Annotated in this window: 20 protein-coding genes and 1 tRNA gene; 13 read left to right on the top strand and 8 right to left on the bottom strand. The window is 63.1% G+C overall.

Annotation, left to right across the window (positions count from 1 at the left end; translation table 11 throughout):
• Positions 1-322 precede the first annotated feature (322 nt).
• From LMG28727_RS07245 to LMG28727_RS07230, 4 genes are all read left to right on the top strand, one after another.
• Positions 323-1,570: an ABC transporter substrate-binding protein gene (locus LMG28727_RS07245; protein ID WP_201641628.1), complete on the top strand. Its 1,248-nt coding sequence runs from the start codon at positions 323-325 to the stop codon at positions 1,568-1,570.
• 203 nt (positions 1,571-1,773) lie between these two features.
• Positions 1,774-2,712, top strand: coding sequence for a carbohydrate ABC transporter permease (locus LMG28727_RS07240; RefSeq protein ID WP_201641627.1), 939 nt, complete (start codon positions 1,774-1,776; stop codon positions 2,710-2,712).
• Positions 2,702-3,559: a carbohydrate ABC transporter permease gene (locus tag LMG28727_RS07235; protein ID WP_201641626.1), complete on the top strand. Its 858-nt coding sequence runs from the start codon at positions 2,702-2,704 to the stop codon at positions 3,557-3,559. Before LMG28727_RS07240 ends, LMG28727_RS07235 begins: the two co-directional genes overlap by 11 nt.
• A 106-nt stretch (positions 3,560-3,665) precedes the next feature.
• The gene (locus LMG28727_RS07230; RefSeq protein ID WP_201641625.1) at positions 3,666-4,781 is read left to right on the top strand and encodes an ABC transporter ATP-binding protein; all 1,116 of its coding nucleotides are present in this window, start codon (positions 3,666-3,668) and stop codon (positions 4,779-4,781) included.
• Positions 4,782-4,913: 132 nt separating this feature from the next.
• Here LMG28727_RS07230 and LMG28727_RS07225 read toward each other — a convergent pair whose 3' ends face one another.
• The 4 genes from LMG28727_RS07225 to trxB form a co-directional block, all read right to left on the bottom strand.
• Entirely contained in the window at positions 4,914-5,831 is a 918-nt protein-coding gene (locus LMG28727_RS07225; protein WP_201641624.1) for a LysR family transcriptional regulator, read from the bottom strand.
• A 120-nt stretch (positions 5,832-5,951) separates the two neighbouring features.
• Entirely contained in the window at positions 5,952-6,611 is a 660-nt protein-coding gene (locus tag LMG28727_RS07220) for a glutathione S-transferase family protein (RefSeq protein WP_201641623.1), read from the bottom strand.
• Positions 6,612-6,758: 147 nt separating this feature from the next.
• The gene (locus tag LMG28727_RS07215) at positions 6,759-7,517 is read right to left on the bottom strand and encodes a Smr/MutS family protein (RefSeq protein ID WP_201641622.1); all 759 of its coding nucleotides are present in this window, start codon (positions 7,515-7,517) and stop codon (positions 6,759-6,761) included.
• Positions 7,518-7,799: 282 nt separating this feature from the next.
• Positions 7,800-8,801, bottom strand: coding sequence for a thioredoxin-disulfide reductase (gene trxB / locus LMG28727_RS07210; RefSeq protein WP_201641621.1), 1,002 nt, complete (start codon positions 8,799-8,801; stop codon positions 7,800-7,802).
• Between the two features lie 367 nt (positions 8,802-9,168).
• On the opposite strand from trxB, the gene LMG28727_RS07205 reads away from it, so the two are divergent.
• Entirely contained in the window at positions 9,169-11,478 is a 2,310-nt protein-coding gene (locus LMG28727_RS07205; protein WP_201641620.1) for a DNA translocase FtsK, read from the top strand.
• Between the two features lie 307 nt (positions 11,479-11,785).
• Entirely contained in the window at positions 11,786-12,520 is a 735-nt protein-coding gene (lolA, locus tag LMG28727_RS07200; protein ID WP_201641619.1) for an outer membrane lipoprotein chaperone LolA, read from the top strand.
• Between the two features lie 215 nt (positions 12,521-12,735).
• On the opposite strand, the gene cytX is transcribed toward lolA, so the two are convergent.
• The gene (gene cytX / locus LMG28727_RS07195) at positions 12,736-14,052 is read right to left on the bottom strand and encodes a putative hydroxymethylpyrimidine transporter CytX (protein WP_201641618.1); all 1,317 of its coding nucleotides are present in this window, start codon (positions 14,050-14,052) and stop codon (positions 12,736-12,738) included.
• A 386-nt stretch (positions 14,053-14,438) separates the two neighbouring features.
• On the opposite strand from cytX, the gene LMG28727_RS07190 reads away from it, so the two are divergent.
• The 7 genes from LMG28727_RS07190 to LMG28727_RS07160 all read left to right on the top strand — a co-directional run bounded on the left by LMG28727_RS07190 (position 14,439) and on the right by LMG28727_RS07160 (position 21,684).
• A complete protein-coding gene (locus tag LMG28727_RS07190; protein ID WP_201641617.1) occupies positions 14,439-15,752 on the top strand; it encodes a replication-associated recombination protein A in 1,314 nt (437 codons plus the stop codon).
• A 197-nt stretch (positions 15,753-15,949) separates the two neighbouring features.
• Positions 15,950-17,245, top strand: a complete 1,296-nt coding sequence (gene serS / locus LMG28727_RS07185) for a serine--tRNA ligase (RefSeq protein WP_201641616.1) — start codon at positions 15,950-15,952, stop codon at positions 17,243-17,245.
• A gap of 208 nt (positions 17,246-17,453) precedes the next feature.
• A tRNA-Ser gene (locus tag LMG28727_RS07180) sits at positions 17,454-17,544 on the top strand.
• A 235-nt stretch (positions 17,545-17,779) separates the two neighbouring features.
• Complete coding sequence (locus LMG28727_RS07175) at positions 17,780-19,084, top strand: NAD(P)/FAD-dependent oxidoreductase (protein ID WP_201641615.1); 1,305 nt, start codon at positions 17,780-17,782, stop codon at positions 19,082-19,084.
• A complete protein-coding gene (locus tag LMG28727_RS07170) occupies positions 19,081-19,938 on the top strand; it encodes a DUF1365 domain-containing protein (RefSeq protein WP_236591647.1) in 858 nt (285 codons plus the stop codon). The genes LMG28727_RS07175 and LMG28727_RS07170 overlap by 4 nt, the downstream gene beginning before the upstream one ends.
• An 11-nt stretch (positions 19,939-19,949) precedes the next feature.
• Positions 19,950-21,161, top strand: coding sequence for an SAM-dependent methyltransferase (locus LMG28727_RS07165; RefSeq protein ID WP_201641613.1), 1,212 nt, complete (start codon positions 19,950-19,952; stop codon positions 21,159-21,161).
• 1 nt (position 21,162) lies between these two features.
• On the top strand, positions 21,163-21,684 hold the full coding sequence (locus tag LMG28727_RS07160) for a chalcone isomerase family protein (protein ID WP_201641612.1): 522 nt from the start codon (positions 21,163-21,165) through the stop codon (positions 21,682-21,684).
• A gap of 19 nt (positions 21,685-21,703) precedes the next feature.
• Here the strand turns inward: LMG28727_RS07160 and LMG28727_RS07155 are convergent, their stop codons facing one another.
• From LMG28727_RS07155 to LMG28727_RS07145, 3 genes are all read right to left on the bottom strand, one after another.
• The gene (locus tag LMG28727_RS07155; RefSeq protein ID WP_201641611.1) at positions 21,704-22,756 is read right to left on the bottom strand and encodes an alpha/beta hydrolase; all 1,053 of its coding nucleotides are present in this window, start codon (positions 22,754-22,756) and stop codon (positions 21,704-21,706) included.
• A 68-nt stretch (positions 22,757-22,824) separates the two neighbouring features.
• Positions 22,825-24,129 carry an Nramp family divalent metal transporter gene (locus LMG28727_RS07150; protein ID WP_201641610.1) on the bottom strand — a complete coding sequence of 435 codons (1,305 nt, stop codon included), beginning with the start codon at positions 24,127-24,129 and terminating at the stop codon, positions 22,825-22,827.
• A 139-nt stretch (positions 24,130-24,268) separates the two neighbouring features.
• Entirely contained in the window at positions 24,269-25,246 is a 978-nt protein-coding gene (locus LMG28727_RS07145) for a ferritin-like domain-containing protein (RefSeq protein WP_201641609.1), read from the bottom strand.
• Positions 25,247-25,356 lie beyond the last annotated feature (110 nt).

The raw sequence follows: 25,356 nt of genomic DNA, 5'->3' as shown, positions 1-25,356 counted from the left end.
ATGCCCTAGGCGGCCCTTACGGAAAGCCAGGGCGTTGACCGGCCGGCAAGGGTGGTTGCCCGATTTGACGTGCAAGGCACCTCGAGTCTGCCGCGCCCAACGCGGGCAGGCAAAAATCAAAAGAGGAGACAAACAGTTGCATCCCGAACCACTCATCTCTTGAGCTTCTAGCGGCCGGACATCGGTCCGCCGGCACATGCCCTCGCGCATGCGCCCGACCGTGCTCGATCGCCCAGTGTTTTGCCTGTTTGAACCAACCACAGCACCCTGGCGACATCAGGGGCCATTTGTTTTTTGTTCAGGTGTCTGGAGGAGATAAGCAATGAAATTTCGCGCGATCATGGGCGCTTTGTGCGCCGCAGGTCTGATGTGTGGCGTCTCGGCTGTGCAAGCCGCTGAGTCGATCGAAGTGTTGCACTGGTGGACTTCGGGCGGCGAATCGAAAGCCGTCGGCGTCCTCAAGGACGACATGACGAAGCAAGGTTACACGTGGAAGGACTTCGCGGTTGCAGGCGGCGCGGGCGCGGCTGCCATGACGGCACTCAAGACGCAGGTCATCTCGGGCAACGCACCGAGCGCGGCACAGATCAAGGGTCCGCTGATCCAGGACTGGGCTTCGCAAGGCGTACTGGTGCCGATCGACGCGGCTGCTGGCGACTGGAAGAAGAACCTGCCGCCGGAAATCGACAAGATCATGCACGCCGACGGTCACTACGTTGCAGCACCGTTCTCGGTGCACCGCGTGAACTGGCTGTACATCAACAAGGCAGCACTGGACAAGGCAGGCGGCAAGGTTCCGACCACGTGGCCTGAGTTCTTCGCTGTAGCCGACAAGATGAAGGCCGCCGGCATCCAGCCGATCGCCATGGGCGGTCAGCCGTGGCAAGACCTGACGCTGTGGGAAGACGTCGTGCTGTCGCAAGGCGCGGGCTTCTACAAGAAGGCGATCGTCGACCTCGACGAAAAGACGCTGACGTCGGATCAGATGGTCCAGGTGTTCGATACGGTCCGCAAGATCCAGGGCTACTTCGACGCAGGCCGCACGGGCCGTGACTGGAACCTGGCTACCGCCATGGTCATCAACGGCAAGGCTGGTATGCAGTTCATGGGCGACTGGGCGAAGGGCGAATTCGCCAACGCCGGCAAGAAGTCGGGCACGGACTACGTCTGCGCTGCTGTGCCGGGCACGGAAAAGTCCTACACGTTCAACGTCGACTCGTTCGTGTTCTTCCAGCAGAAGGGCGCGAAGGAAGCTACGCCGGGTCAATTGGCTCTCGCCAAGACGATCATGACGCCGGACTTCCAGGAACAGTTCAGCCTGAACAAGGGTTCGATCCCGGTTCGTCTGGGCGTGTCGATGGCCAAGTTCGACGACTGCGCGAAGAAGTCGTACGCGGATGAACAGGTTGCAATCAAGTCGGGCGGCTACGTGCCTTCGCTGGCACACGGCATGGCTCAACCGGATGCAGCAGCAGGCGCAATCTCCGACGTGGTCACGAAGTTCATGAACTCGCAGGAAGATTCGAAGACGGCAGTTGCCGCTCTCGCGAAGGCAGCGAAGACCAAGTAAGTGAAGTAAGCGAAGTGGCGCGCCCGAAGGCCTCCTGAAAGGGACGCGCCGGGCGCGTTCTTCAAGCCGCTGCTGCATCTGCTGTGTTGGCTGTGCAGCAGTGGCTTCACCCCTGGTTTCATAGAGTCACACCTATGCCGCAGAGGGCTCGCGCCATTCACGCGCGAGTAGTCCGACGGTACAGTTTCAGCAGGAGTCGAGTAGTGACTGCTTCTATCAGCGGAAACGGGAAAACGGCCTCGGCCACCCGCCGCACGTCGCCCATGGCGGCCCTTGCCGATCGCTGGATTCCGAAGCTGGTGCTCGCACCCAGCGTCGTGATCAGTCTGATCTTCGTGTATGGCTTTATCGCAATTACCGGTTATCTGTCGCTGTCCAATTCGCGGCTGATGCCTCGCTATGAATTCGCCGGTCTCGACCGCTACCGGGAACTGTTCGCCAACGACGTGTTCTGGACGTCGGCAGCGAATCTTGGCTGGTTCGGCATTCCGTTCATCGGTATCTGTATCGGCCTGGGCCTGTTCCTTGCCATTCTGCTCGATCAGCAGATCCGCAATGAAGGCGCGCTGCGCGCGGTGTTCCTGTACCCGATGGCGCTGTCGTTCATCGTGACGGGTACGGCATGGCAATGGATCATGACGCCGAGCGTCGGCCTCGAGAAAGTGTTTCACGACTGGGGCTGGACGAGCTTCTCGTTCAGCTGGCTCGGCGACCCCGACAAGGCGATTTTCTGCGTCGTGATCGCGGCCGTGTGGCAATCCACCGGCTTCGTGATGGCGCTGTTCCTCGCGGGCTTGCGTGGTGTCGACGGTGAAATCTTCAAGGCCGCGCAGATGGACGGCGCGAACCTGCCGACCATCTACCGCAAGATCGTGATTCCGAGCATGCGGCCGGTGTTCTTCTCCGTGCTGCTGATTCTTTGCCACATCACCATCAAGACGTTCGACCTGGTCGTCGCGTTGACCGCGGGCGGTCCGGGCACGTCGACGTCGCTGCCGGCTATTTTCATGTACACGTTTTCGTTCAATCGCGGGCAGCTGGGCGTCGGCGCGGCATCGTCGATGATGATGCTCGCTACCGTTGTGGCCGTGCTCGTGCCGCTGATGTATCTGGAATCGAGGAGCACCCGCAATGCAGCCTAAGATGACGATCAGCCGTGCCGTCATTTATGCGGCCCTGTTCCTGTTCGCCCTGTATTTCCTGTTCCCGCTGTACGTGATGCTGTCCACGTCGTTCAAGGACATCGACCAGCTGCGCACCGGCAACCTGCTTACGCCGCCTACCCATTGGTCCTTCGATCCATGGATCAAGGCATGGAGCGGCGCCTGTACGGGTGTGCGTTGCGACGGTATGCAGCCGTTCTTCATGAACTCGGTGCGGATGGTGATTCCCGCCGTGCTGATCTCGTCGATCGTCGGCGCGTTCAACGGTTATGTGCTCACGCACTGGCGTTTCCGCGGTGCCGATCCGATCTTCACGATGTTGCTGGTCGGCTGCTTCATCCCGTTCCAGGCGATCCTGCTGCCGATGGCGCGCTTCGAAGGCATGCTCGGCCTGTCGAATACGACGAGCGGTCTCGTGCTGGTGCACGTGATCTACGGTATTGCGTTCACCACGATGTTCTTCCGCAACTTCTACGTCAGCATTCCGGCTGAACTCGTGAAAGCGGCGCGCATCGACGGCGCGGGTTTCTTCACGATTTTCACGAAGATCCTGCTGCCGGTGTCGCTGCCGATTTTCATGGTGTGCCTGATCTGGCAATTCACGCAGATCTGGAATGACTTCCTGTTCGGGATTGTGTTCTCCGGTGTCGATTCGATGCCGATCACGGTGGCGCTGAACAACCTCGTGAACACCTCGACCGGCGTGAAGGAATACAACGTGGACATGGCCGGCGCGATCATCGCCGCATTGCCGACCCTGCTGGTCTATATCGTTGCCGGACGCTATTTCGTGCGCGGCCTGACAGCGGGCGCGGTGAAGGGCTAAGCGCCTCGCCAGACTATCCGAGCGCGGCGGCGCTTCACTGAATAGCACCGCCGCGATCCGTTAAAAGACGTTTTCAGGCAGTACCAGAGACAAGAGGATTCACAGCATGGCAAGCCTTTCCATCCGTGACGTGTACAAGACTTACCCGAACGGGGTGCCGGTTCTGAAGGGTGTCAATATCGACATCGAAGACGGCCAGTTCCTGATTCTGGTCGGCGGCTCGGGCTGCGGTAAGTCGACGCTGCTCAACATGATTGCCGGCCTCGAAACCGTGACCAAGGGCGAGATCCAGATCGATGGCAAGACGGTGAACAACCTGTCGCCGAAAGATCGCGATATCGCGATGGTGTTCCAGTCGTACGCGCTGTACCCGTCGATGACGGTGCGCGAGAACATCTCGTTCGGCCTGAACATCCGCAAGGTGCCGAAGCAGGAGCAGACGCAGATCGTCGACCGCGTGTCGAACACGTTGCAGATCACTCACCTGCTGGATCGCAAGCCGGGCCAGCTGTCCGGCGGCCAGCGCCAGCGCGTGGCAATGGGCCGTGCATTGGCACGCGATCCGGTGATGTTCCTGTTCGACGAACCGTTGTCGAACCTCGACGCCAAGCTGCGTATCGAGATGCGTTCGGAAATCAAGCTGCTGCATCAACGCTTGGGCACGACGATCGTCTACGTGACGCACGATCAGATCGAAGCGATGACGCTCGGCGACCGTATCGCGGTGATGAAAGACGGCGTCGTCCAGCAATTCGGGCCGCCGCAGGAAATCTACGACTCGCCGTCGAACCTGTTCGTGGCTGGCTTCATCGGCGCGCCGCCGATGAACTTCATCCAGGGCAAGCTCGTCGAGCAAGGCTCGGGTGTCGGCATCGAACTGGACACGGGCGTGACGCGCAAGGTGCTGAACCTGCCGTTCGAGTCGTCGAAGGTGAAGTCGCATGTTGGCCGTGAAGTGATTCTCGGCCTGCGTCCGGAGCGTATTACCGACGCACGCGGCGCACATGGCGACGATTCGAAGCTGCAACCGGTCGAAGTGAAGGTCGACGTGATCGAGCCGACCGGCCCGGACACGCTGGTGTTCGCACAGGTCAACGGCAAGCGTGTGGTGAGCCGCGTGCACCCGGCGTCGAACCCGCAGCCGTTGACGAACACGACGCTGCTGTTCGATACGTCGAAGGCGGTGTTGTTCGATCCGGCGAACGAAGAGCGGATTGCCTGAGTGACGGATTGCCGGCATTCGGTGTCATGCGAATGCCGGAGTGAAAAAAGCCCCATGCGTTTCACGACGCATGGGGCTTTTGCTTTTTGCTTTTGCTTCTACTTCTGCTCCCGCTTCTGGCTTACAGCGAACTCAAGCGTCCGCGATGCGTAGATCCGGATTGTTACGCGCCAACTCACTCACCCAATCGATAAACGCGCGCAGCCGCGAACTCAGATTGCGACGATGCGCGTAGAGGATCGACAGCGGCGTGCCGGGGCTCGTGTAGTTCGTGAGAATTTCCTTCAGCGCACCTTCGTTGATCAACTCGGCGACCATGAAGCGCGACGGCTGGATGATGCCGTGGCCGAGCGCGGCCGCGCCGATGTAGACCGAGCCGTCATTCACCGCGAGCACGCTATTCAGCGTCACTTTCGCGATGTCGCCGTTCACCTCGTATTCGAACGGAAAGGTCTTGCCGCTGCGCGCGGACACATAGTTGACGGCGCGATGCTCGGCGAGTTCGTCGAGCGTGGTGGGTGTGCCGTGTTTCTCCAGATACGCGGGCGATGCGCACGTGACGATGCGCGCGTGGCCAATGCGTCGTGCGACGAGGCTCGATTCTTCCGGCGTGCCCATCCGGATCACGCAGTCCACCCCATCCTGAATCAGGTCGATGTTGCGATCGGCGAGACCGAGCCGCACGTCGATCTCCGGGTATTGCCGGTAGAAGTCGTCGAGCGCGGGCAGCAGCAACGCGCGGGCAAGCGTGCCGGATGTATCGACGCGGATCGTGCCGGCCGGATTCTCGCGCTTGTTCGACAGCGACGACTCGGCGTCGGCGACTTCCGCGAGGATGCTCACGCAACGCTCGTAGAACGCGGCGCCGTCTTCGGTGACGCTCACCTGACGTGTCGAACGATTCAGCAGACGTACGCCGACGTGCTCCTCCAGCGCCTGGATCGTGCGGCTGACTTTGGCGCGCGGCAGGTCGAGCGATTCGGATACCTTGGTGAAGCTGTTCGCTTCGACCACACGGGTAAATATCTCCATCGCTTCGAAACGGTCCATGGTTTGCCTTAAGGGTGATGGGCGGAAGTGCCTGTCGAGGTGAAGTGTATAGGGTGGAAAAATTGTTGTCGCAATCAGGGTCGCGTTTTTGGGTTGCGTGGCGAGGGCACTCAGTCGGGCCTAATCGCGCTCAGGCGCGCCGAGTGGAAACAGCGGGCGATATGGCCGCGCTTCGTCGACCGCGCGCGCAAACGATGGCCTCGCCAGCAAGCGCTTGCGATAGGCGCGCACATGCTCGAATTGCGCGCCGATGGCATGCGTCCAGTCGGCGTAAAACAGGAACGGCCCGGCTCCGCAATCGGCGAGGCTGAAGGTGTCGCCGGCCGCCCATTCGCGCGTGGCCATCACCTTGTCGAGCCATGCGTAGGCGGTGTCGAGCATCGCGCGCGCGTCGGCGACCGCGTGCGGATCGCGCTCGGTTTCAGCGCGCATGCTGTCGTAGACGATTTTCTGCTGCGGGGTGGACACGTAGTTGTCGAAGAAGCGGTCCATGCTGCGCACTTCCAGCGCGGCACGGGCGTCAGTGGGAAGAAGCGGTGTCGCCCCCGCGTGATAGAGCCCGAGATATTCAATGATGATGCTCGCCTCGACCACGGTTCTGCTGCCGTCCACCAGCACCGGAAAGCGCCTGATCGGCCACAGTTCGGCGAATTCGGCCATCACTTGCGGATCGTCGTGTGCGAGTAGACGCAGCTCGAACGGCGTGTCGTTTTCGTAGAGCGCGGTCAGGACTTTCTGGCAATACGACGAGAACGGGTGGGCATAGAGCTTCAGGGTCATCGCGATCACCGTTGACGGTTGTGAGGGTGCGCTGCGGCAGGGTGGCGGCCATGCTGGCCGTTTATGTCACGACGAATCAACCGGCTGCGAATCGACAGTCAGGCGGACTGTCGTACGTCATGCCGCCGACACCGCCCGTCTACCCGATCAAGGCCGCGCATGAGCCGGCGCAGCACCCGGCTGCAACAGCACGACGACCGCGCCCGCGCCGCCGTCATGCGGGCGCGCCTGACAGAACGCGATGACTTCGGATTTCTGCACCAGCCACGCGCGCACTTTGCCCTTCAGCACCGGCTCCTTGCCGATCGATCCCAAGCCCTTGCCGTGGATCACGCGCAAACACCGCAGACCCCGTTTCACCGATTCGCGGATGAATTCCGCCAGCGCCTCGCGCGCTTCCTCACGCCGCATGCCGTGCAGATCGATTTGCGCCTGCACGATCCAGTCGCCGCGCCGCAGTTTTCGCACCACTTCCTGACTCACGCCGGGACGGCAGTAGGACAAGGTTTCGTCGGTGTCGAGCAGGACTTCGGGGTCGTATTCGTCGGAGATGGCTTCGTGCAGAACCGCTTCTTCGTCGAGCCGGGTTTGCACGGGCAAGGGCGGCGGAGGATTGCGCGGTAACGTTGCGCGCGGCGGGACGGCCAGCGGTGCGACGGCGCCGATTTCGCGGCGGAACAGATCGGCGTCCGCCGATGCCTCGCGCTGTGCCGCCACGGCTGCCGCACGCTGGCGTTCGCGCCGCTGGGTGTCGACCTTCAACGCATCGCGCAGCGCGCCTAAGCCCGCCAGACCTGCGGCCGGTTCGATCTTCGGTTTGACGGCTGGCGCGGCCGTTTCCGGCGCGGGCCGGGCGACGGCGCGCGCGCGTTTCGGTTCGCTGGGATGGGGTTGATTCTTCGGCATATCGGCAATACACGCAGAAAAGTAGATCGGTCGCGGGGCACTTGAGGGCCGGGGCGTGGCGCATTGCGTGATGGCGGCAACGGAGCTGCGTCACGCTTGCGCGACGCAAACCAGCCCAGAACGACTGCGGAACTCACTCGCAACCCTACGCAACCACTTGCAAAAAAGGCCGCTGGCTTTTCAGCCGCGGCCTTCTTCAAGCAGACGGCTGGGCTAGACCCAACCACCATTTTACCGTCGCGCTTGCCGGTGAAGACTCGCGCCACGCATCAACGCCGGCGATTAACGCTCGGCTTCCTGGCTCATTGCGTGCTCGCCGGCCATCTCGTCGATGGTTTCCAGATAGCGTTGCGCGTCGAGCGCGGCCATACAGCCCGTGCCCGCGCTGGTGATGGCCTGACGGTACACGTGATCCTGCACGTCGCCCGCTGCAAACACACCCGCTACGCTGGTCGCGGTCGCGAAGCCGTTCAGGCCGCCCTTGGTGATGATGTAGCCGTTCTTCATCTCCAACTGGCCTGCGAAGATGTCCGTGTTCGGCTTGTGGCCGATCGCGACGAACAGACCTTGCAGCGCGATGTCGGTGGTTTCGCCGGTTTGCGTGTGCTTGATACGCAGACCCGTCACGCCGGACTGGTCGCCGGTCACTTCGTCGAGGGTGTGGTTCCACTTGATCTCGACCACGCCTTCCTTTTCCTTCGCCAGCAGACGGTCGATCAGGATCGGCTCGGCGCGGAACTTGTCGCGGCGATGGATCACCGTGACTTTCTTCGCGATGCCCGACAGGTAGAGGGCTTCTTCAACCGCGGTATTGCCGCCGCCGATCACGGCCACATGTTGCTGTTTGTAGAAGAAGCCGTCGCAGGTGGCGCAAGCCGACACGCCCTTGCCCATGAACGCTTCTTCGGACGGCAGGCCGAGGTATTGCGCCGATGCGCCGGTCGAGATGATCAGCGAGTCGCAGGTGTATTCGCCCGAATCGCCGATCAGGCGGATCGGCTTTTCATTCAGCTTGGCCGTATGAATATGGTCGAAGATGATTTCGGTGTTGAAGCGCTCGGCGTGCTCCAGGAAGCGCGTCATCAGTTCCGGGCCTTGCACGCCGTTGGCGTCGGCCGGCCAGTTTTCGACGTCGGTCGTGGTCATCAGCTGGCCGCCCTGGGCCATACCGGTAATCAGTACCGGCGACAGATTGGCGCGCGCCGCGTAGACCGCTGCCGTGTAGCCGGCGGGGCCCGAACCGAGAATCAGAACCTTGGCGTGTTTCGTGGAAGTTGCTGGCATGATCGAATCCTTATACGGCGCCCGGCTCGCCCATGCGATGCCGTGCGACTTGAGCTGAAACTGTAGATGGGTATCAGACCGGCATTATAAAGGGCGGGGAGCCGGGCTGCTCCATGAAGCTTTCCGATCGCGGCGATAGGTTCGCGACGCACTCGCGATGCTTTTCTGTGGCCAATCGGCCAAGTTACCGTCATTTACAGCCTTGCGCGGGACACTGCGTTTACAATAGGCCGGATCGAAGTTCCCGGCAGCCTGAAACGGGCCCAAAGCCACGCTGGGCGAGGCCCTGACCGTGTTTTCGGTCGGCGATCGGCTGGCAGATGGTTAGCAGAAACGCCGGGAATCGGCACCACACGCAACAGGATCAATGGCAAAAGCTCCCTATTCCGCGAGCGCGCAGGCATTGCCGCACCGCATGTCGCGCCTTCTCACCGAGATCCGCTGGCTCCTGCAGGTCGCGCTCGGCGTTTTCCTGCTAATGGCGCTCGTCAGCTACAGCAGAAACGATCCCAGCTGGACCAATTCCGCGCAGACCGACCATATCGCCAACTGGGCGGGCCGCGTCGGCGCACGGACCTCGGACATCATGCTGCTGCTGTTCGGGCTGTCCACCTACTGGTGGGTCGTGCTGCTCGGCCGTCATATTTCTGCCAACTACCGGCGCATCACCCGTCACGAAGACGGCGAGGACGACGCGCCGCGCGGCGTCGGCTGGCTGGCCGACGCGTTCTCATTCGCGCTCGTGCTGCTGTCGTGCAGCGGCATCGAGGCGCTGCGCATGTGGTCGCTCAAGGTGCAGTTGCCGGGCGTCAAGGGCGGCGTGGTCGGCGAGGCCGTCGCGCGCGGCGTGTCGCATGCACTGGGCTTTACCGGCGGCACGCTCGCGCTGCTGATCGCGCTCGCCATTGGCCTGTCGCTGTATTTCCGTTTTTCGTGGTTGTCGGTGTCGGAGAAGGTCGGCGAGTCGATCATCTCTGCGGTGACGTTCGCCAAGCTGCGGCGTGAAGCAGGCCGTGACCGCAAGCTCGGCGAAGCGGCGGCGGTCAAGCGTGAGGGCAAGGTCGAGAAGGGCCGCGTGCGGATCGAGGAACACGAGCCGGTGGTGATCGTTCCGCCGGTCGTCACGCCGGTCAAATCGGAGCGCGTCGAGAAAGAACGGCAGGTGCCACTCTTCACCGATCTGCCGGGCGACTCCACGTTGCCCGCCATCTCGTTGCTCGACCCGGCGCCCGCCGCGCAGGAAACCATTTCCGCCGACACGCTTGAATTCACGTCGCGTCTGATCGAGAAAAAGCTCAAGGACTTCGGCGTCGACGTGAGCGTGGTTGCCGCGTATCCGGGGCCGGTCGTCACGCGTTACGAGATCGAGCCGGCCACCGGCGTGAAGGGCAGCCAGATCGTCGGTCTGGCGAAAGACCTTGCGCGCTCGCTGTCGCTGGTGTCGATCCGCGTGGTCGAAACGATTCCGGGCAAGAATTTCATGGCGCTGGAGCTGCCGAACCTGCGTCGCCAGACCGTGAGCCTGTCGGAGATTCTCGGTTCGGCCGTGTACGCAGATGCCGCGTCGCCGCTCACCATGGGGCTGGGCAAAGATATCGGCGGCAAACCAGTCTGCGCCGACCTCGCGAAGATGCCTCACCTGCTGGTGGCGGGCACGACCGGTTCGGGCAAGTCGGTGGGGATCAACGCGATGATCCTGTCGCTGCTCTACAAGGCCAGCGCCGACCAGGTCCGCATGATCCTGATCGATCCGAAGATGCTCGAAATGAGCGTCTACGAAGGCATTCCGCATCTGCTGTGTCCGGTCGTGACCGATATGCGCCAGGCGGGTCACGCGCTGAACTGGGCTGTCGCCGAAATGGAGCGCCGCTACAAGCTGATGAGCAAGCTCGGCGTGCGTAACCTCGCGGGCTACAACAACAAGATCGACGAAGCGGCCAAGCGCGACGAGAAGCTGCCGAATCCGTTCAGCCTCACGCCGGACGATCCGGAGCCGCTGTCGCGTCTGCCGAACATCGTCATCGTGATCGACGAACTTGCCGACCTGATGATGGTGGTCGGCAAGAAGGTTGAAGAACTGATCGCGCGTATTGCGCAGAAGGCTCGCGCGGCGGGTCTGCATCTGATTCTCGCCACGCAGCGTCCGTCGGTCGATGTGATCACCGGTCTGATCAAGGCCAACGTGCCGACGCGGATGGCCTTCCAGGTATCGTCGAAGATCGACTCGCGCACGATTCTCGACCAGCAGGGCGCGGAATCGCTGCTCGGCATGGGTGACATGTTGTATCTGCCGCCGGGCAGCGGCATGCCGGTGCGGGTGCATGGCGCGTTCGTGTCGGACGAAGAAGTGCATCGTGTCGTCGACAAGCTCAAGGAGCAGGGCGAGCCGAACTACATCGAGGGCATTCTCGAAGGCGGCGTGACGGGCGAGGGCGACGAAGGCGCAGCCGGGGGAACCGCCGGCGCCGATGCCGAGTCGGACCCGTTGTACGACCAGGCGGTCGACGTGGTGCTGAAGAACCGTCGCGCGTCGATTTCGCTGGTGCAGCGGCATTTGCGCATCGGTTATAACCGGGCGGCACGCTTGCTCGAGCAGATGGAAAACTCGGGCGTGGTGTCGGCGATGTCGTCGAACGGAAATCGCGAGATTCTTGCGCCCGCGCGCGAAGCGGAATAGGCGAGCGGTGTGTTCGCTCCAGGCGGACGGCGCAGCGGAGCACCGTGCGTTGGGCTTTTAACAGGCCGTCGCGGCCCATCGCACGGCGAGCGCAACGCAGCGAGGCTGATAAGGCCCACTTAAGGGCTGCGGCCTAAACTGTCGCGAACACCCAGCGTCGATTGCGCCGGCCAACAGGGCCGCCGCAAGTCGGCGACGAATCGCCAGACGACCACCAGAGGGCCATTCAAACGCCATTAAAAGGCGATCGCCCTCTTGAGCGTCCAGCGCGACCGTTTAACGAATTCAATTCAAGGGAGAAAACTACATGCAGATTTTCGCGCAGCAGCACGCTCGAGAGCGTGTTCAATCCATCCGCGTCGGCCAGCTTCTTCGGACCTTGGTGCGCAGCGTCGGCAGCGTGGCGATCGGTGCGTCGGTACTGGTCGCATCGCAGGCATTTGCAAGCGGCACCGAACAACTGAAAGCGTTTGTCGCACAGGTCCATTCGGCGCGCGGCACCTTCGTGCAGCAGGAAGTCCGTGCACCGAGCAAGGCACAGGGCGCGAGCGGCGCGTTGTCCACGTCGGGTATCAACAAGACGGGTACGTCGAGCGGCACCTTCACGTTCGCGCGTCCCGGCAAGTTCATCTGGCAATACGAGAAGCCGTATGCGCAGTTGTTGCAGGCGGACGGCGACAAGCTCTACGTGTACGACAAGGACCTGAACCAGGTGACGGTGCGCAGCCTCGGCGGCGCGCTCGGTGCGAGCCCGGCTGCGATCCTGTTCGGCAGCAACGATCTGGACAAGAACTTCACGCTGCGTGACGCGGGGGTGAAGGCCGGCATCGACTGGCTCGAACTGACGCCGAAGGCGAAAGACACGCAGTTCCAGACGGTCGGCATTGGCTTCAAGGACGGCAATCTCGAAGCGATGGAATTGCATGACGTGTTCGGCAATGTCACGTTGCTGACGTTCTCGAACATTCAGAAGAACCCGCCGCTGCCGGCCGATGCGTTCAAGTTCACGGTGCCGAAGGGCGCGGATGTGATCAACGGATAAGCGCTCTGCCAGCGGCTTTGTCTGACCGGAAAAACCGCGTTTTCGGGCGCGGTTTTTTTACGCCTGCCAATTGTCCTTGACGCGTGTTGCTGGCGGCTCGTTCATGCCCGACCAAAGCCGCACACGTGGGGCTCGAGCTATCAGCGCGAAACGAGAAAAGGCCTGCATTTGCAGGCCTTTTCTTTCCAGCGTCCATCAGACTACGACGCGGACACTCAAGCGTACGCGGTCTTTCGCGCGGACACGAACGCGAGATAACACAGCGCGCCAATCACGAGCGACGGCAGCGTCGCGCCGAGGTTCGGCAGCCACTGGTTGATCACCTGATACGCGGCAATACCGATCGCCCACGCAATGAACGCGCTCAGATGCCAGCCGCCCGAGAAGCCATAACGGCCGCGCACATCGGCGAGCGCGGCAGCTTCGATACGGCGCTTGCGCACGATGAAGTGATCCATCAGCACCACGCCGAACAGCGGTGCGAATACCGAGCCGATCAGCAGCAGGAAGTTCTGATACTTCGCCATCGGGATCACCAGCGCGATCAGCGTGCACAGCGCGCCGAATGCCGCCGACAACATCGGCACGCTGCCGCGCGTCCAGAAGGTGCCGGTCGACACAGCCGCCGAGTGAATGTCGGCGAACGCGTTGTCGATTTCGTCGATCAGGATCAGCAGCAGCGCAAGACCGCCGCCTGCCTGAGCGAGCGCGCCGGTCAGCAGCGCATCGCCGCCGCCTGCAGCGAGACCATAAACGGCGCCGAGTGCGTAAAACCAGATGTTCGCGATGCCGTAGCCGAGCAGCGTGCCACGGAAGGTCTCGCCGGGGCGTCGGCCGAAGCGGGTGTAGTCGGCGATCAACGGCAGCCACGACAGCGGCATGGCTACGACCAGATCGATCGCACCGCCGAACGACATGTCGCCCGTACCCGGACGGCGCATCAGTTCCGCCAGATCGTGTTTGGCGAGCAGATTCCACGTGAGCCATGCGGCGCCGGCGAGCAGCAGCCAGATGCCCCACGTGCGCAAAAAGCGCCGCACGAACGAGAGCGGGCCGCTGATCGCCAGCAAGGTCGCGAGCAGGCCGAAGACCACGGTCCAGATCAGCGGCATCGACAGGCCGAACGATTGTTTGGCGAGGGCGTCGGCGGAATCGCGCATCACGATCACTTCGAACGAACCCCAGCCGACCAGTTGCACCGCGTTCAGCACGGAGGGGATCGACGCGCCGCGCACGCCGAGTGTCGGGCGCAGTGACGACATCGCCGCGAGCCCGGTGTCCGTGCCGATCACGCCGACCAGCGCCAGCAGCATGACGCCGATCACGCTGCCGATCACGATTGCCAGCAGCGCATGCGGCAGCGACAACCCCGGCACGAGCAGCGCGCCCGCCTGCGCGACCAGCAGTCCTATGCCAAGCGAAAACCACAGCGCGAAGGCGTCGCCGGTACGGAACGCGCGTCGCGCGTCGGGCACCGGCGTGAGCGGTGCGTAGGTGGAGCCGGCGTCGCCGGCGAGAGGATCTTGTGCCATCTGGTTGTGTCCCTGTTGCTGTTTGTGTTGCTGTTGCTTGCTAGGTTGAATGTTCTATGCGGTGCGGCCGCCAGCGTCGGCGCCAGCGCCAGCGTCGGCCCGCGCGCGCGATGCCGCGTACCGCGTCGCCGGCGGTCGTATTGCCTTTCAATTGGCTTGTGCTGCCGCGGAAATCCGCTTGGCGTTTGAACGGAATCCCGATCAGGTCTGGCGGTTTGAATCTGCGTGGCTCGTCCCGACACGCCATGCGGCCTTCGTCGAGAGGCCGTCACTGTCATAATGCAGGACCTTGCCCGCGCGTCGCTGCGCCGGCTTTGAGCTCATCCGGCAGCATGCCGCCATCGTACGGACCGCGTCCGGAAAGCCGAGATTATCCCTAAAACGTCATGTTTGAAGAAACCCGTGCCAATGTTCCGCTCGCCGAACGCCTGCGGCCCCGCAATATCGACGACGTGATCGGCCAGAAGCATCTGCTCGGTCCGAACAAGCCGCTGCGGGTCGCATTCGAATCCGGCGAAGCGCACTCGATGATCCTCTGGGGCCCGCCCGGCGTCGGCAAAACCACGCTTGCGCGGCTCATGGCCGACGCGTTTCACGCCGAGTTCATCGCGTTGTCGGCGGTGCTGTCGGGCGTGAAGGATATTCGCGAAGCCGTCGAGACCGCGCAGATTCATCGCGCCAACGGCCACCAGACGCTGGTATTCGTCGACGAAGTGCATCGCTTCAACAAGAGCCAGCAGGACGCGTTCTTGCCGCACGTCGAGTCGGGCTTGTTCGTGTTTGTCGGCGCGACGACCGAGAATCCGTCGTTCGAGGTGAACAGCGCGTTGCTGTCGCGGGCGGCCGTCTACGTGCTGAAAAGCCTGACCGACGACGAGCAACGCGAACTGCTCGACCGTGCGCAGCAGGAACTCGGCGGTCTCACGTTCACCGACGAAGCGCGCGACGCGCTGATCGGCTCCGCCGACGGCGATGGCCGCAAGCTGCTGAACAACCTCGAAATCGTCGCACGCGCGGCTGCGCAACAGAAGACCACCGAGATCGACGGCACCTTGCTCGGCAGCGCGCTCGCGGAAAACCTGCGCCGCTTCGACAAAGGCGGCGACGCATTTTACGACCAGATCAGCGCGCTGCATAAATCGGTGCGCGGTAGCAACCCGGACGGTGCGCTGTACTGGTTCTGCCGGATGCTCGATGGCGGCGCGGACCCGCGTTATCTCGCGCGCCGTATCGTGCGGATGGCGTGGGAGGACATCGGTCTCGCCGACCCGCGCGCCGCGCGCATCGCACTCGACGCCGCTGAAACCTATGAGCGTCTCGGCACGCCCGAGGGCGAACTGGCGCTGGCGCAGGCCATCATTTACCTGGCGGTCGCGCCGAAATCGAACGCCGGGTACAACGCGTATAACGAGGCACGGCGCTTCGTCAGCAAAGACCAGTCGCGCGGCGTGCCGGTGCATCTGCGAAACGCGCCGACCAGGCTGATGAAAGAACTCGGCTACGGTCACGAATACCGCTATGCGCACGACGAGCCCGACGCGTACGCGGCTGGCGAAACTTATCTGCCGGAGAACATGCGCGATCCGCATTGGTACGAGCCGACGCCGCGCGGTCTGGAAGGCAAGATCGGCGACAAGATGGCGCGTCTCGCCGAGCTGGATGCGCAATGGCGCAGCGCGAACAAGCCGAAGAAGGGCTGAGGCTCCTGAGCGGCTGTTAGCGCCGCCTGAAGTCATGCCTGAAGTCATGCCTGACGTTATGCCTGACGTTATGCCTGACGCCATGCCGTTTCGAACCACGTGTCGGCAATCCGCACAGGTCCACGATCTAACGCACCGGCCGTCTGCGCCGGTGCGCTAAAATCCCCCCTTCATACAACGAATACCCGTCCCATCCCATGCTCGACATCCAGTTGCTGCGCAAAGACCTCGACGGCGTCGCCAGACGCCTCGCCGACCGCGGCTATACGCTCGACGTCGCGGCCTTCACCGCGCTCGAAGCGGAACGCCGCGATACCCAGACCCGTACCGAAGAGATGCAGGCACGCCGCAACAGCCTGTCGAAGCAGATCGGCGCGATGAAAGGGCGGGGCGAAGACACGTCGGCGGTGATGGCCGAAGTCGGCGGTATCGGCGACGAGATGAAAGCGTCGGCGGCGAAGCTCGACGAGATTCAGAAGCGTCTGTCGGACCTGCTGCTCGGCGTGCCGAACCTCGCGCACGAAAGCGCGCCGGTCGGCAAGGACGAATCGGGCAATGTCGAAGTGCGCCGCTGGGGCACGCCGCGTCAGTTCGATTTCGAAGTGAAGGATCACGTCGATGTCGGCGCGCCGCTCGGCCTCGATTTCGAAACCGGCGCGAAGCTGTCGGGTGCGCGTTTTACGATGTTGCGCGGTCAGATTGCGCGGCTGCATCGCGCGCTTGCGCAGTTCATGATCGACACGCATACGCTGCATCATGGCTATACCGAGGTGTACACGCCGTACATCGTGAATCCGGAAATTCTGTACGGCACCGGCCAGTTGCCAAAATTCGCCGACGACATGTTCCGTGTCGAGAAGGGCGGTGAAGAGAACACGGTCACGCAGTATCTGATTTCCACGTCGGAAATCTCGCTGACGAACACGGTGCGCGACAGCATCGTCGAAGCAGACGCGCTGCCGATCAAACTGACCGCGCATTCGCCGTGCTTCCGTTCGGAAGCCGGTTCGTATGGCCGCGACACGCGTGGTCTGATCCGCCAGCATCAATTCGACAAGGTCGAGATGGTGCAGATCGTCGCGCCGGAAGCGTCGTACGCCGCGTTGGAAGAGATGGTCGGCCATGCTGAGACGATTCTGCAGAAGCTGGAACTGCCGTATCGCGTGATCACACTGTGCACGGGCGACATGGGTTTCTCGGCAGCGAAGACCTATGACCTCGAAGTGTGGGTGCCGGCGCAGAACACGTATCGCGAGATTTCGAGCTGCTCGAACACCGAGTCGTTCCAGGCTCGCCGGATGCAGGCGCGTTATCGCAATGCACAGGGCAAGCCGGAACTGCTGCATACGCTGAACGGGTCGGGTCTGGCTGTCGGCCGTACGCTCGTTGCCGTGCTGGAGAACTTCCAGAACGCCGATGGTTCGGTGACGGTGCCGGCGGCATTGCGGCCGTATCTCGGCGGTGTGGAGAAGCTGGAAGTGCCGGCCGCCTGAAACGGTTGCGCTCGCACAGGTACTGACTGATGCAGGCCCGGTGGCCCCGGGTTGTGTGAATGTGCCAGGGCGGGCTTGCCGTCTCCTCGAAAAATTTCAAAAGTTTTTTCGGCGAGGGGCTTGGAAAACAAGATCGAATTGTTCTATAATCTTTTTCTCCCAAGCAACGGCCCGCTTGGATCCGACAAAGCAGCAAGTTGGAATACCCGGAAAGGTGGCAGAGTGGTCGAATGTACCTGACTCGAAATCAGGCGTACGGTTTTCCCGTACCGTGGGTTCGAATCCCACCCTTTCCGCCAAATTTAAAAACCCCGCAGAGCGAAAGTTCTGCGGGGTTTTTGCTTTACGGCGCGGTGTGCCGACGACGCGTTGTCGAGCATCGTTGTTACGTGTCGTGCCCTTCCTGCTATCCGCCAGAACCGCCACGCCTGCATCCATTTCCGCCTCCGCTGCGTAAATCCCATCAAGGACGCGCAAGCCTCGCTATACACCTCTCACTAACCAACCGCGCGTCCCAAAACGGGAGACGCGCCCATGCCTCATCATTCCGCATCGCCGCTTCAGGTTCCGCGTGGCTCGCGGGTCGCGGTCATCGGCGCAGGCATCGCGGGGCTGGCTAGCGCCTATCTGCTGGCGCGTCAGCATCGGGTGACGTTGTTCGAAGCGGCGGATTACGCGGGCGGGCATACCAACACCGTCGACGTCACGCTCGATGGCCACACGCATCCGGTCGACACCGGCTTCCTCGTATTCAACGACCGCACCTATCCGAACCTGATCGCGCTGTTCGGCGAACTCGGCGTGCAGTCGCATCCGAGCGACATGACCTTCTCGGTGTCGCTCGACGAAGGTCGTCTCGAATGGGCCGGCACGAGTCTGAATACCGTGTTCGCGCAACGTAGCAATCTGTTTTCGCCGACCTTCATCGGCATGCTGCGCGACATCATGCGATTCAACAGCAGCGCCGAACAGAACCTCGAACTGGCGACAGAAACGCGCGCGTCGATGGGCGAACTGCTGACGGCCGGCGGTTATGGCGGCGCGTTCCAGCGCCACTATCTGCTGCCGATGGCGGCCGCCATCTGGTCCAGCGCGACCGCCGATATCCTCGCGTTCCCGGCCACCACTTTCCTGCGCTTCTGCCTGAACCACGCACTGCTGCAGGTCAACCGGCGGCCGCAATGGCGGACCGTGGTCGGTGGCGGGCGTGAATATGTGAAACGCATCACCGGCAAGCTCGACGATGTCCGGATCGGCACGCCGGTGCGCGGTGTGCGCAGAGATGACGAGGGCGTCGACGTCTACACCGACGACGGCACCGAACGCTTCGATGCGCTGGTACTCGCTACGCACGCGCCGACCACGCTGCGTCTGCTCGAAGACGCCGACCCCGACGAGCGCAGTGTGCTCGGCGCGGTGCGTTATCAGCCGAACGTTGCGGTGCTGCATACCGATACGTCGCTGCTGCCGCGTCGTCAGCGGGTCTGGTCAGCGTGGAATTACCTGGGGCGGCGTGGTCTCGACGGTACGCGGCCGGTGTGCGTCAGCTATCTGGTCAATCAGTTGCAGCCGCTGCCATTCAGCACGCCGCTCGTCGTCACGCTCAATCCGGTGGCGCCGCCCGCAATGGGCACCGAGCTGCGCCGCTTTCACTATGACCATCCGTTGTTCGATCTGGCCGCGATCGATGCGCAGCACCGTTTGCCATCGCTGCAAGGCAAGCGCCGCACATGGTTCGCAGGCGCCTGGACGGGTTACGGTTTTCACGAGGACGGTCTGAAATCGGCACTGCGCGTGGCCGCCGATTTCGATGCGGCGCCCGGATGGGCAAAGCTATGAATCCGACTCGCGCAAAGGTAGCCGCCGATGCCGCGCCCGCAGCCTGGCTGCTGACAGGCCAGGTCATGCATGAACGTCTACGGCCGAAGCATCATCGCTTCACGTATCCCGTGTTCTACGTGCGCTGCGACCTGGACCGCGTGGCTTCGCTCAATGGCGGCTGGTTCGGCATCGACCGTTGGCGTCCGCTAAGTCTGTATCGACGCGATCACGGTCCGCGCGACGGCAGCGATCTCGCCACGTGGATGCGCGGACAACTCGCCGGAGCGGGCATCGACGAAGCGGACGGCAAGATCTGGCTGCAAGCGTTTCCGCGTGTGTTCGGTTACGCGTTCAACCCGATCAGCTTCTGGTTCTGCCACGACCGCAGTGGAGCGCTCCGCGCGTTGCTCGCCGAAGTGCGCAACACCTTCGGTGAGCGCCACAGCTATCTGCTCAGTGCGGGCAACAACGCGCCGATCACCGCGGACACCCCGCTCGCCTGCCGGAAAGTGCTGCACGTATCGCCGTTCTGTCGAGTGGAAGGGGGCTATACGTTTCGCGTGAAGGAGGGCGTCGATCGGGCATCCGTCTCGATCGATTACCACGACGCCGACGGCCTGCTGATTCGCACCGCATTGTCCGGACACCTGACGCCGCTCACCCGTGCGAGCGCTTTCGCCGCGTTGATCCGTCAGCCGCTGCTAAGTGTGGGTGTCGTCGCACGAATTCATTGGCAGGCCGTGCGCCTCGCCTTCAGGAAAGCGCCGTTCTACGGCAAACATCCCGCGCCGGGCCGCAACGCCGACGCGTCTACCGACCCCGCCGCAGCCGCGCCGTCTTCCGCCGCCGCGCAGCCCGTTTCGTCCGATTGAGGAGTGTAGTCATGGCGCTTTCCCGAACCCTGAACGGCCTGCAGACCGTCCCCGCGTCAGGCCGGCTGTTTTTATCGTTGCTCGAACGGATCAAGGTCGGCCATCTGGTGCTCGTCACGCCAGATGGTCAGCCGCGCGTGTTCGGCGATCCGCACGCAGCGCCCGGCGCGCGGCTGGAATTGCGGGACTGGCGCGCCTGTGGCGCGATCCTGCGCAAGGGCGATATCGGTTTCGCGGATGCCTGGCGCTCGTTCTGGGTCGATACGCCGGATCTCGCCGCGTTGCTGCGGGTGGCGATCCGCAACGAGCGCGCGCTGCAACGCACTGTGTACGGCGGCTGGCTCGCGCAACTCTGGTATGGGCTGCGTCATCGGCTGAGGCCGAACACGCGCACCGGTAGCCGGCGCAATATTCACGCGCATTACGACATCGGCAATGCGTTTTACGCGCAGTGGCTGGACCCGACGTTCACCTACTCGAGCGCGGTGTTCGACGGCAATTTTCATCAAACGCTCGAGGACGCGCAGCACGCGAAGTATCAACGCATTATCGATACGCTGGGTTTGCGCGCGGGCATGCGCGTGCTGGAAATCGGCTGCGGCTGGGGCGGCTTTGCGATGCACGCAGCACGCCAGGGCCTGCATGTGCACGGCGTGACGATCTCGCCGGCGCAACTCGAATTCGCGCAGCAACGGGTGAACGAAGCGGGGTTGGCCGATCGCATACAACTCGAATTGCGCGACTACCGGACCTTGACGGGGCAGTACGACGGCATTGTGTCGATTGAAATGTTCGAGGCGGTGGGCGAGAAATTCTGGCCGACGTACTTCGGCATTGTGCGGGAACGTCTGCGGCCCGGCGCGCGGGCGCTCGTGCAAACCATCACGATCGACGACTCGCATTTCGCCGCGTATCGCGCGACGAGCGACTTTATCCGTGAGTTTATTTTTCCGGGCGGCATGCTGCCGAGTCCGCAGCGCTTTATCGACGCTGCGTCGCGCGGCAAGCTGGTCGCGTGTACTTCGCTGCAGTTCGGCCGCGACTATGCGGAGACGTTGCGCCGCTGGCGCAGTGCTTTCGAAGCGCAACTCGACACGATCCGCACACAAGGTTTCGACGAAATTTTCGTGCGCACATGGCGGCTTTATCTGGCGTATTGCGAAGCCGGTTTCGATGAAGGACGCACGGACGTGATGCAGTTTCTTCTCGCGAAGGCCGACTGAGATGCGCGCGCTCGCGGCCTTCGCATTGCTGCTGGGGGCATTATCGGCGGTCCCGGCGTGGGCGGGTTGGCATGACGATGTGCAGTCGGCGAAACTCGTCGGAGAAGGCGATTTCAGTGTGTTCGGCTTCAGGCTGTATCGCGCGCAGATGTGGAGCGAGCATGCGCCGGTCGACTACGACGGGCGCTTTGCGTTGCACATCGTCTACGTGAGAAGCATCAGACGCGAACGGTTGGCGGACACGGGTATCGGCGAAATCACGCGGATCGCCGGCGCGCCGATTCCAGAGGAGACGCTCGCGCGCTGGCGCGCGGACATGCTGCAGGCATTCGTGGATGTCGTGCCGGGCGATCAGCTGAGCGCGGTGTATCTACCGGATAAAGGCGTGCGGTTTTACGCAGGCGAGCGGATGACCGGCGAGTTCGACGATCCCGCTTTCGCGCGCGCGTTCTTCGGTATCTGGCTCGATCCAGCGACGCGCGCGCCGGCTTTGCGCAAACAGTTGCTGGGCACGGCGCAGTAGTGCCCGGCTCGCGGGTGGCTTAGTCGCGCTGGCTTGGCGTGCGTTGCCGCGCGCAGTCTACCTCTGGCGTCACTGCGGAAGTTTCTGCGGCATCCGGCACAGCGGCGTTGGCTTTCGCGCGTCGCCGTATCTGATAGACGTTGGGCGCCGTGTCGGACGACGTGGATGAGGTTTGCGCGTGACCGTCGGGCCGAGCATCACGGCTCACTGTCGCGTCGATAAACGCGCTGACATCGTCAAGCACCGGCGCGAATCCGCGTAACGGACCCGCAAACGCGCCCACCAGCAACGCGTGGCCGACTCGCGGATAGTGCTTGACCTCGACCTCCTCGTCGCCCGATGCACGCAGCTTTGCCGCGAGGCGGTCGGTGTTGCCGGGATCGACAATGGTGTCGCGCTGGCCCGCGGCCACGAAGACCGGCGGCTCATCGCCTTCGACAAAGTTGATCGGCTGACTGGCGGCGCGCAATGCGGGCGGGAAAATCTGTTCGAGCGTGGCGTCGTGCAGCGGCAGAAAATCGTACGGTCCGGCGAGACCGATCACGCCGCTCAGAGCGCATTTGCTCATTTGCTGCGCGGCGAGGTAGCGGCCGTCGGTGGCGAGCAGCATGGCGATATGCGCGCCTGCGGAATGTCCCATCAAAAAAATTCGCGACGGGTCGCCGCCGAACTCGGCCGCATGGTCGCGCGCCCAGCGCACGGCGGCTGCGGCGTCGTCGACGAAACCGGGGAATGCGGTGTCGGGCCATGTCCGATAGTCGGGCACCACGGCGACAAAGCCGCGCGACGCCAACGCCGCGCCGACGAACAGGTAATGGCTGCGCGAGCCGTTCTGCCAGCTGCCGCCATAGAAGAACACGATGACCGGGCGCCCCTGCACACCGGCTGGCGGCGCACTGGCAGCCGGTGTGTAGACGTCGAGTTGCTGACGTGGGGCGCTGCCATACGCAAGGCCAGCCTCAACGTGGAAGCTCTTGGGCGACACAGCGGCATTGAGCACGCCTGCGGCGCTGCAACCGCCAAGCGCGGCCAGTGCGAGAGCGGCGGTCACAGTGAGCAGGCGTCGGGGCATGGGGATCGTCCGAAAAGATTGGTTCGAACAATGTACGCGGTGGCCTCGGGAATGGATGCAGATGGCGCTTACACCCCGCTACCCGTCACCTGCCACAGCAGCACCCCGTTCAACCCAAGCACAGCCACTGCGCCAGCCACTGCCGCAGCCGTCGTGAAGCGCCGGTTCCGGTAACGCCCCATCAGCTTTTCACTCGATGTGAACCACACCAGCGCAATCATCGGCACCGGCAACGCGATACTCAGCACGACCTGACTCAGCACCAGTGCGCGTGTGGCATCGACGCCGCAGGCCACCACGACGAAAGCCGGCACCATTGTCACCAGCCGCCGCGCCCACACGGGGACATGAAAGCCGACGAAGCCCTGCATGATCATCTGCCCGGCCATCGTGCCCACCACCGAACTCGACACGCCCGACGCGATCAATGCCGCCAGAAACAGTCCCGCCGCCGCACCGCCGAGCAGTGGCGTGAGCGTGCGCCACGCGGTCTCGATGCTGGCGATCTCCGCGTGTCCCGCGTGAAAGGCGCTCGACGCCATGATCACCATCGCCATATTGATGAGGCCGGCGACGCCCAGCGCGACTACCACTTCGATATTCGAAAACCGCAGCAGCTTCGCGCGCTCGCCGTCGTTGCGCGGCTTCACGCGATGCTGCGTGAGTCCCGAATGCAGGAACAGCACGTGCGGCATCACGGTCGCGCCGATAATGCCGACGGCGATGGTCAATGCGTTGCGATCGGGCATCGACGGCGTGAACGTATGCTTCGCTACTGCCGCCCAATGCACGGGCGCGATCAGCAATTCGGCGAGATACGACAGTCCGATTACGCCGACGAGCGCCGCAATCGCCAGTTCGAGCGGACGAAAACCACGCTTCTCGAACTGCAGCAAACCATACGTCACGGCGGCGGTGATCAGCATGCTCGGCATCATCGGCAAACGCGTGAGGAGGGACACGCCAATCGCGCCGCCGACAAACTCCGCCAGATCGGTTGCCATCGCCGCGATTTCGCTGATGCCCCACATCGTCAGCACGCAGCGGCGCGGCAATGAAGCACGGCATAGCTCGGCAAGATTGCGCCCCGTCACGAGTCCGAGTTTCGCGGACAACGACTGGAACAGCATCGCCACCAGGTTCGCCACCGCGACTACCCACAGCAGCGCATAACCGTAGCTCGCGCCCGCCTGGATATTGGTCGCGAAGTTGCCGGGGTCCATATACGCAATCGACGCCACCACCGCAGGCCCCGCAAACGGCAGCATCGCCCGCACGCCGCGCCGCCGTCCCGCCAGCGTCTCGCCGATGTCGAAGCAGGTCTGCTCGGTGAGGGTTGGCGGCACCACGGCCTGACTTATCGCTTCGTTCATCGCGGCTCCTGTCCGTCTTCACACGTTCAGCGCAACACCGATCAAGGCCGGCCAACGGGGGAGCGCGATCGTGATGTCGATCGCGGCGTCCCGTTGCCGGTGCAACCCATGCGACAACTGTTGAGGCGGGCCGCGTGCGTCAGGCGCTCATGTTGAGCGTCCCGTTCACGCCGTTCGGGAAGAAGCCGCCCTTGGTCGCCATCGAGCTCGTCAGATAGACGATGTTGAGCACGTTGCCGTAGCCGCGGCTGAACGCGAGTCCGTTGCTGTCGAGCGGCACGATGTTCGATGTGCCGGCGGTCGCGCCGGTGATGCCCTGGTCGTCATGACCATTCTGGTCGAGGCTGTCGCGCGCGGCCGAGATCGCGTTGGCCGCCGTGACGAGACTCGTCATGTCGACGCCTTTCGAGTACAGCACGGTGCGTACCAGACCCGCGTGATAGGCCTCGGCCGCGAGAATGCCGGCGGCGGCTTCGAGGAAGGTCTTGTTGGTGATGAGTGGCGATGCGCCTTTATACGCGGTGACGCCGACGTCTTCGAAGATAAACGCGCCGAGCAGGAAGTTGTTGTCGCTCTCGTACGGATTGAACGCGACGCCTGCGCCGACGAGCCCCGCTGCGCGTGCCGCATTCGAGAACGCGCCGTTCGGATTGGTGCCGCCGATATCGATGGACGGCATCGCGACCGCTGCCGAACCCAACGCGCTGCGCAGGAAGTTCACATGCTCGCGTTCGTCGTTGGCGATTTCATTGGCATAGGCCTGAACCACCGGGTCCTGAAACGGGACCTGCTGGCCAGGAATCACCATGCCCGGCGTGCCGACGCCGGTCGTCATGTTGGCGGCCAGGCCGGCACCGGTGGTCGCATACGTATAGAACTGCGATTCGAGATACTCCAGGTTCAACGCGAAGTTGAGGATTTCCGCGTCGGTGGGTGCGCTGGCCGCCGACACGCTCGAACCCGACCCTCCGCCACACGCGCTGATCAACGTTCCGCCGACCAGACCCAGACCCAGGCCACCCGCGTTGCGGAAAAACTGCCGGCGCTGCAGACGGCGCTCGACACGACGATCGAATGTATCGATCAGGGATGCTGATTTATTGCTGGACTCCGACATGGCTGTGCTCCTCTGATGGTTCACTGCGGACGCCGCGTACTCCGGTTATCGAATACAAAAACGCGGACGCAAGGAGGCCTCGTTCTTCTGAGAAGAACTAAATATTGCGG

Source organism: Paraburkholderia metrosideri, from assembly GCF_904848625.1.
In the GTDB taxonomy this organism is placed as follows: domain Bacteria; phylum Pseudomonadota; class Gammaproteobacteria; order Burkholderiales; family Burkholderiaceae; genus Paraburkholderia; species Paraburkholderia metrosideri.
Note: the sequence above shows the minus strand (reverse complement) of the source record. Positions and strands in the feature narration are given on the sequence as shown.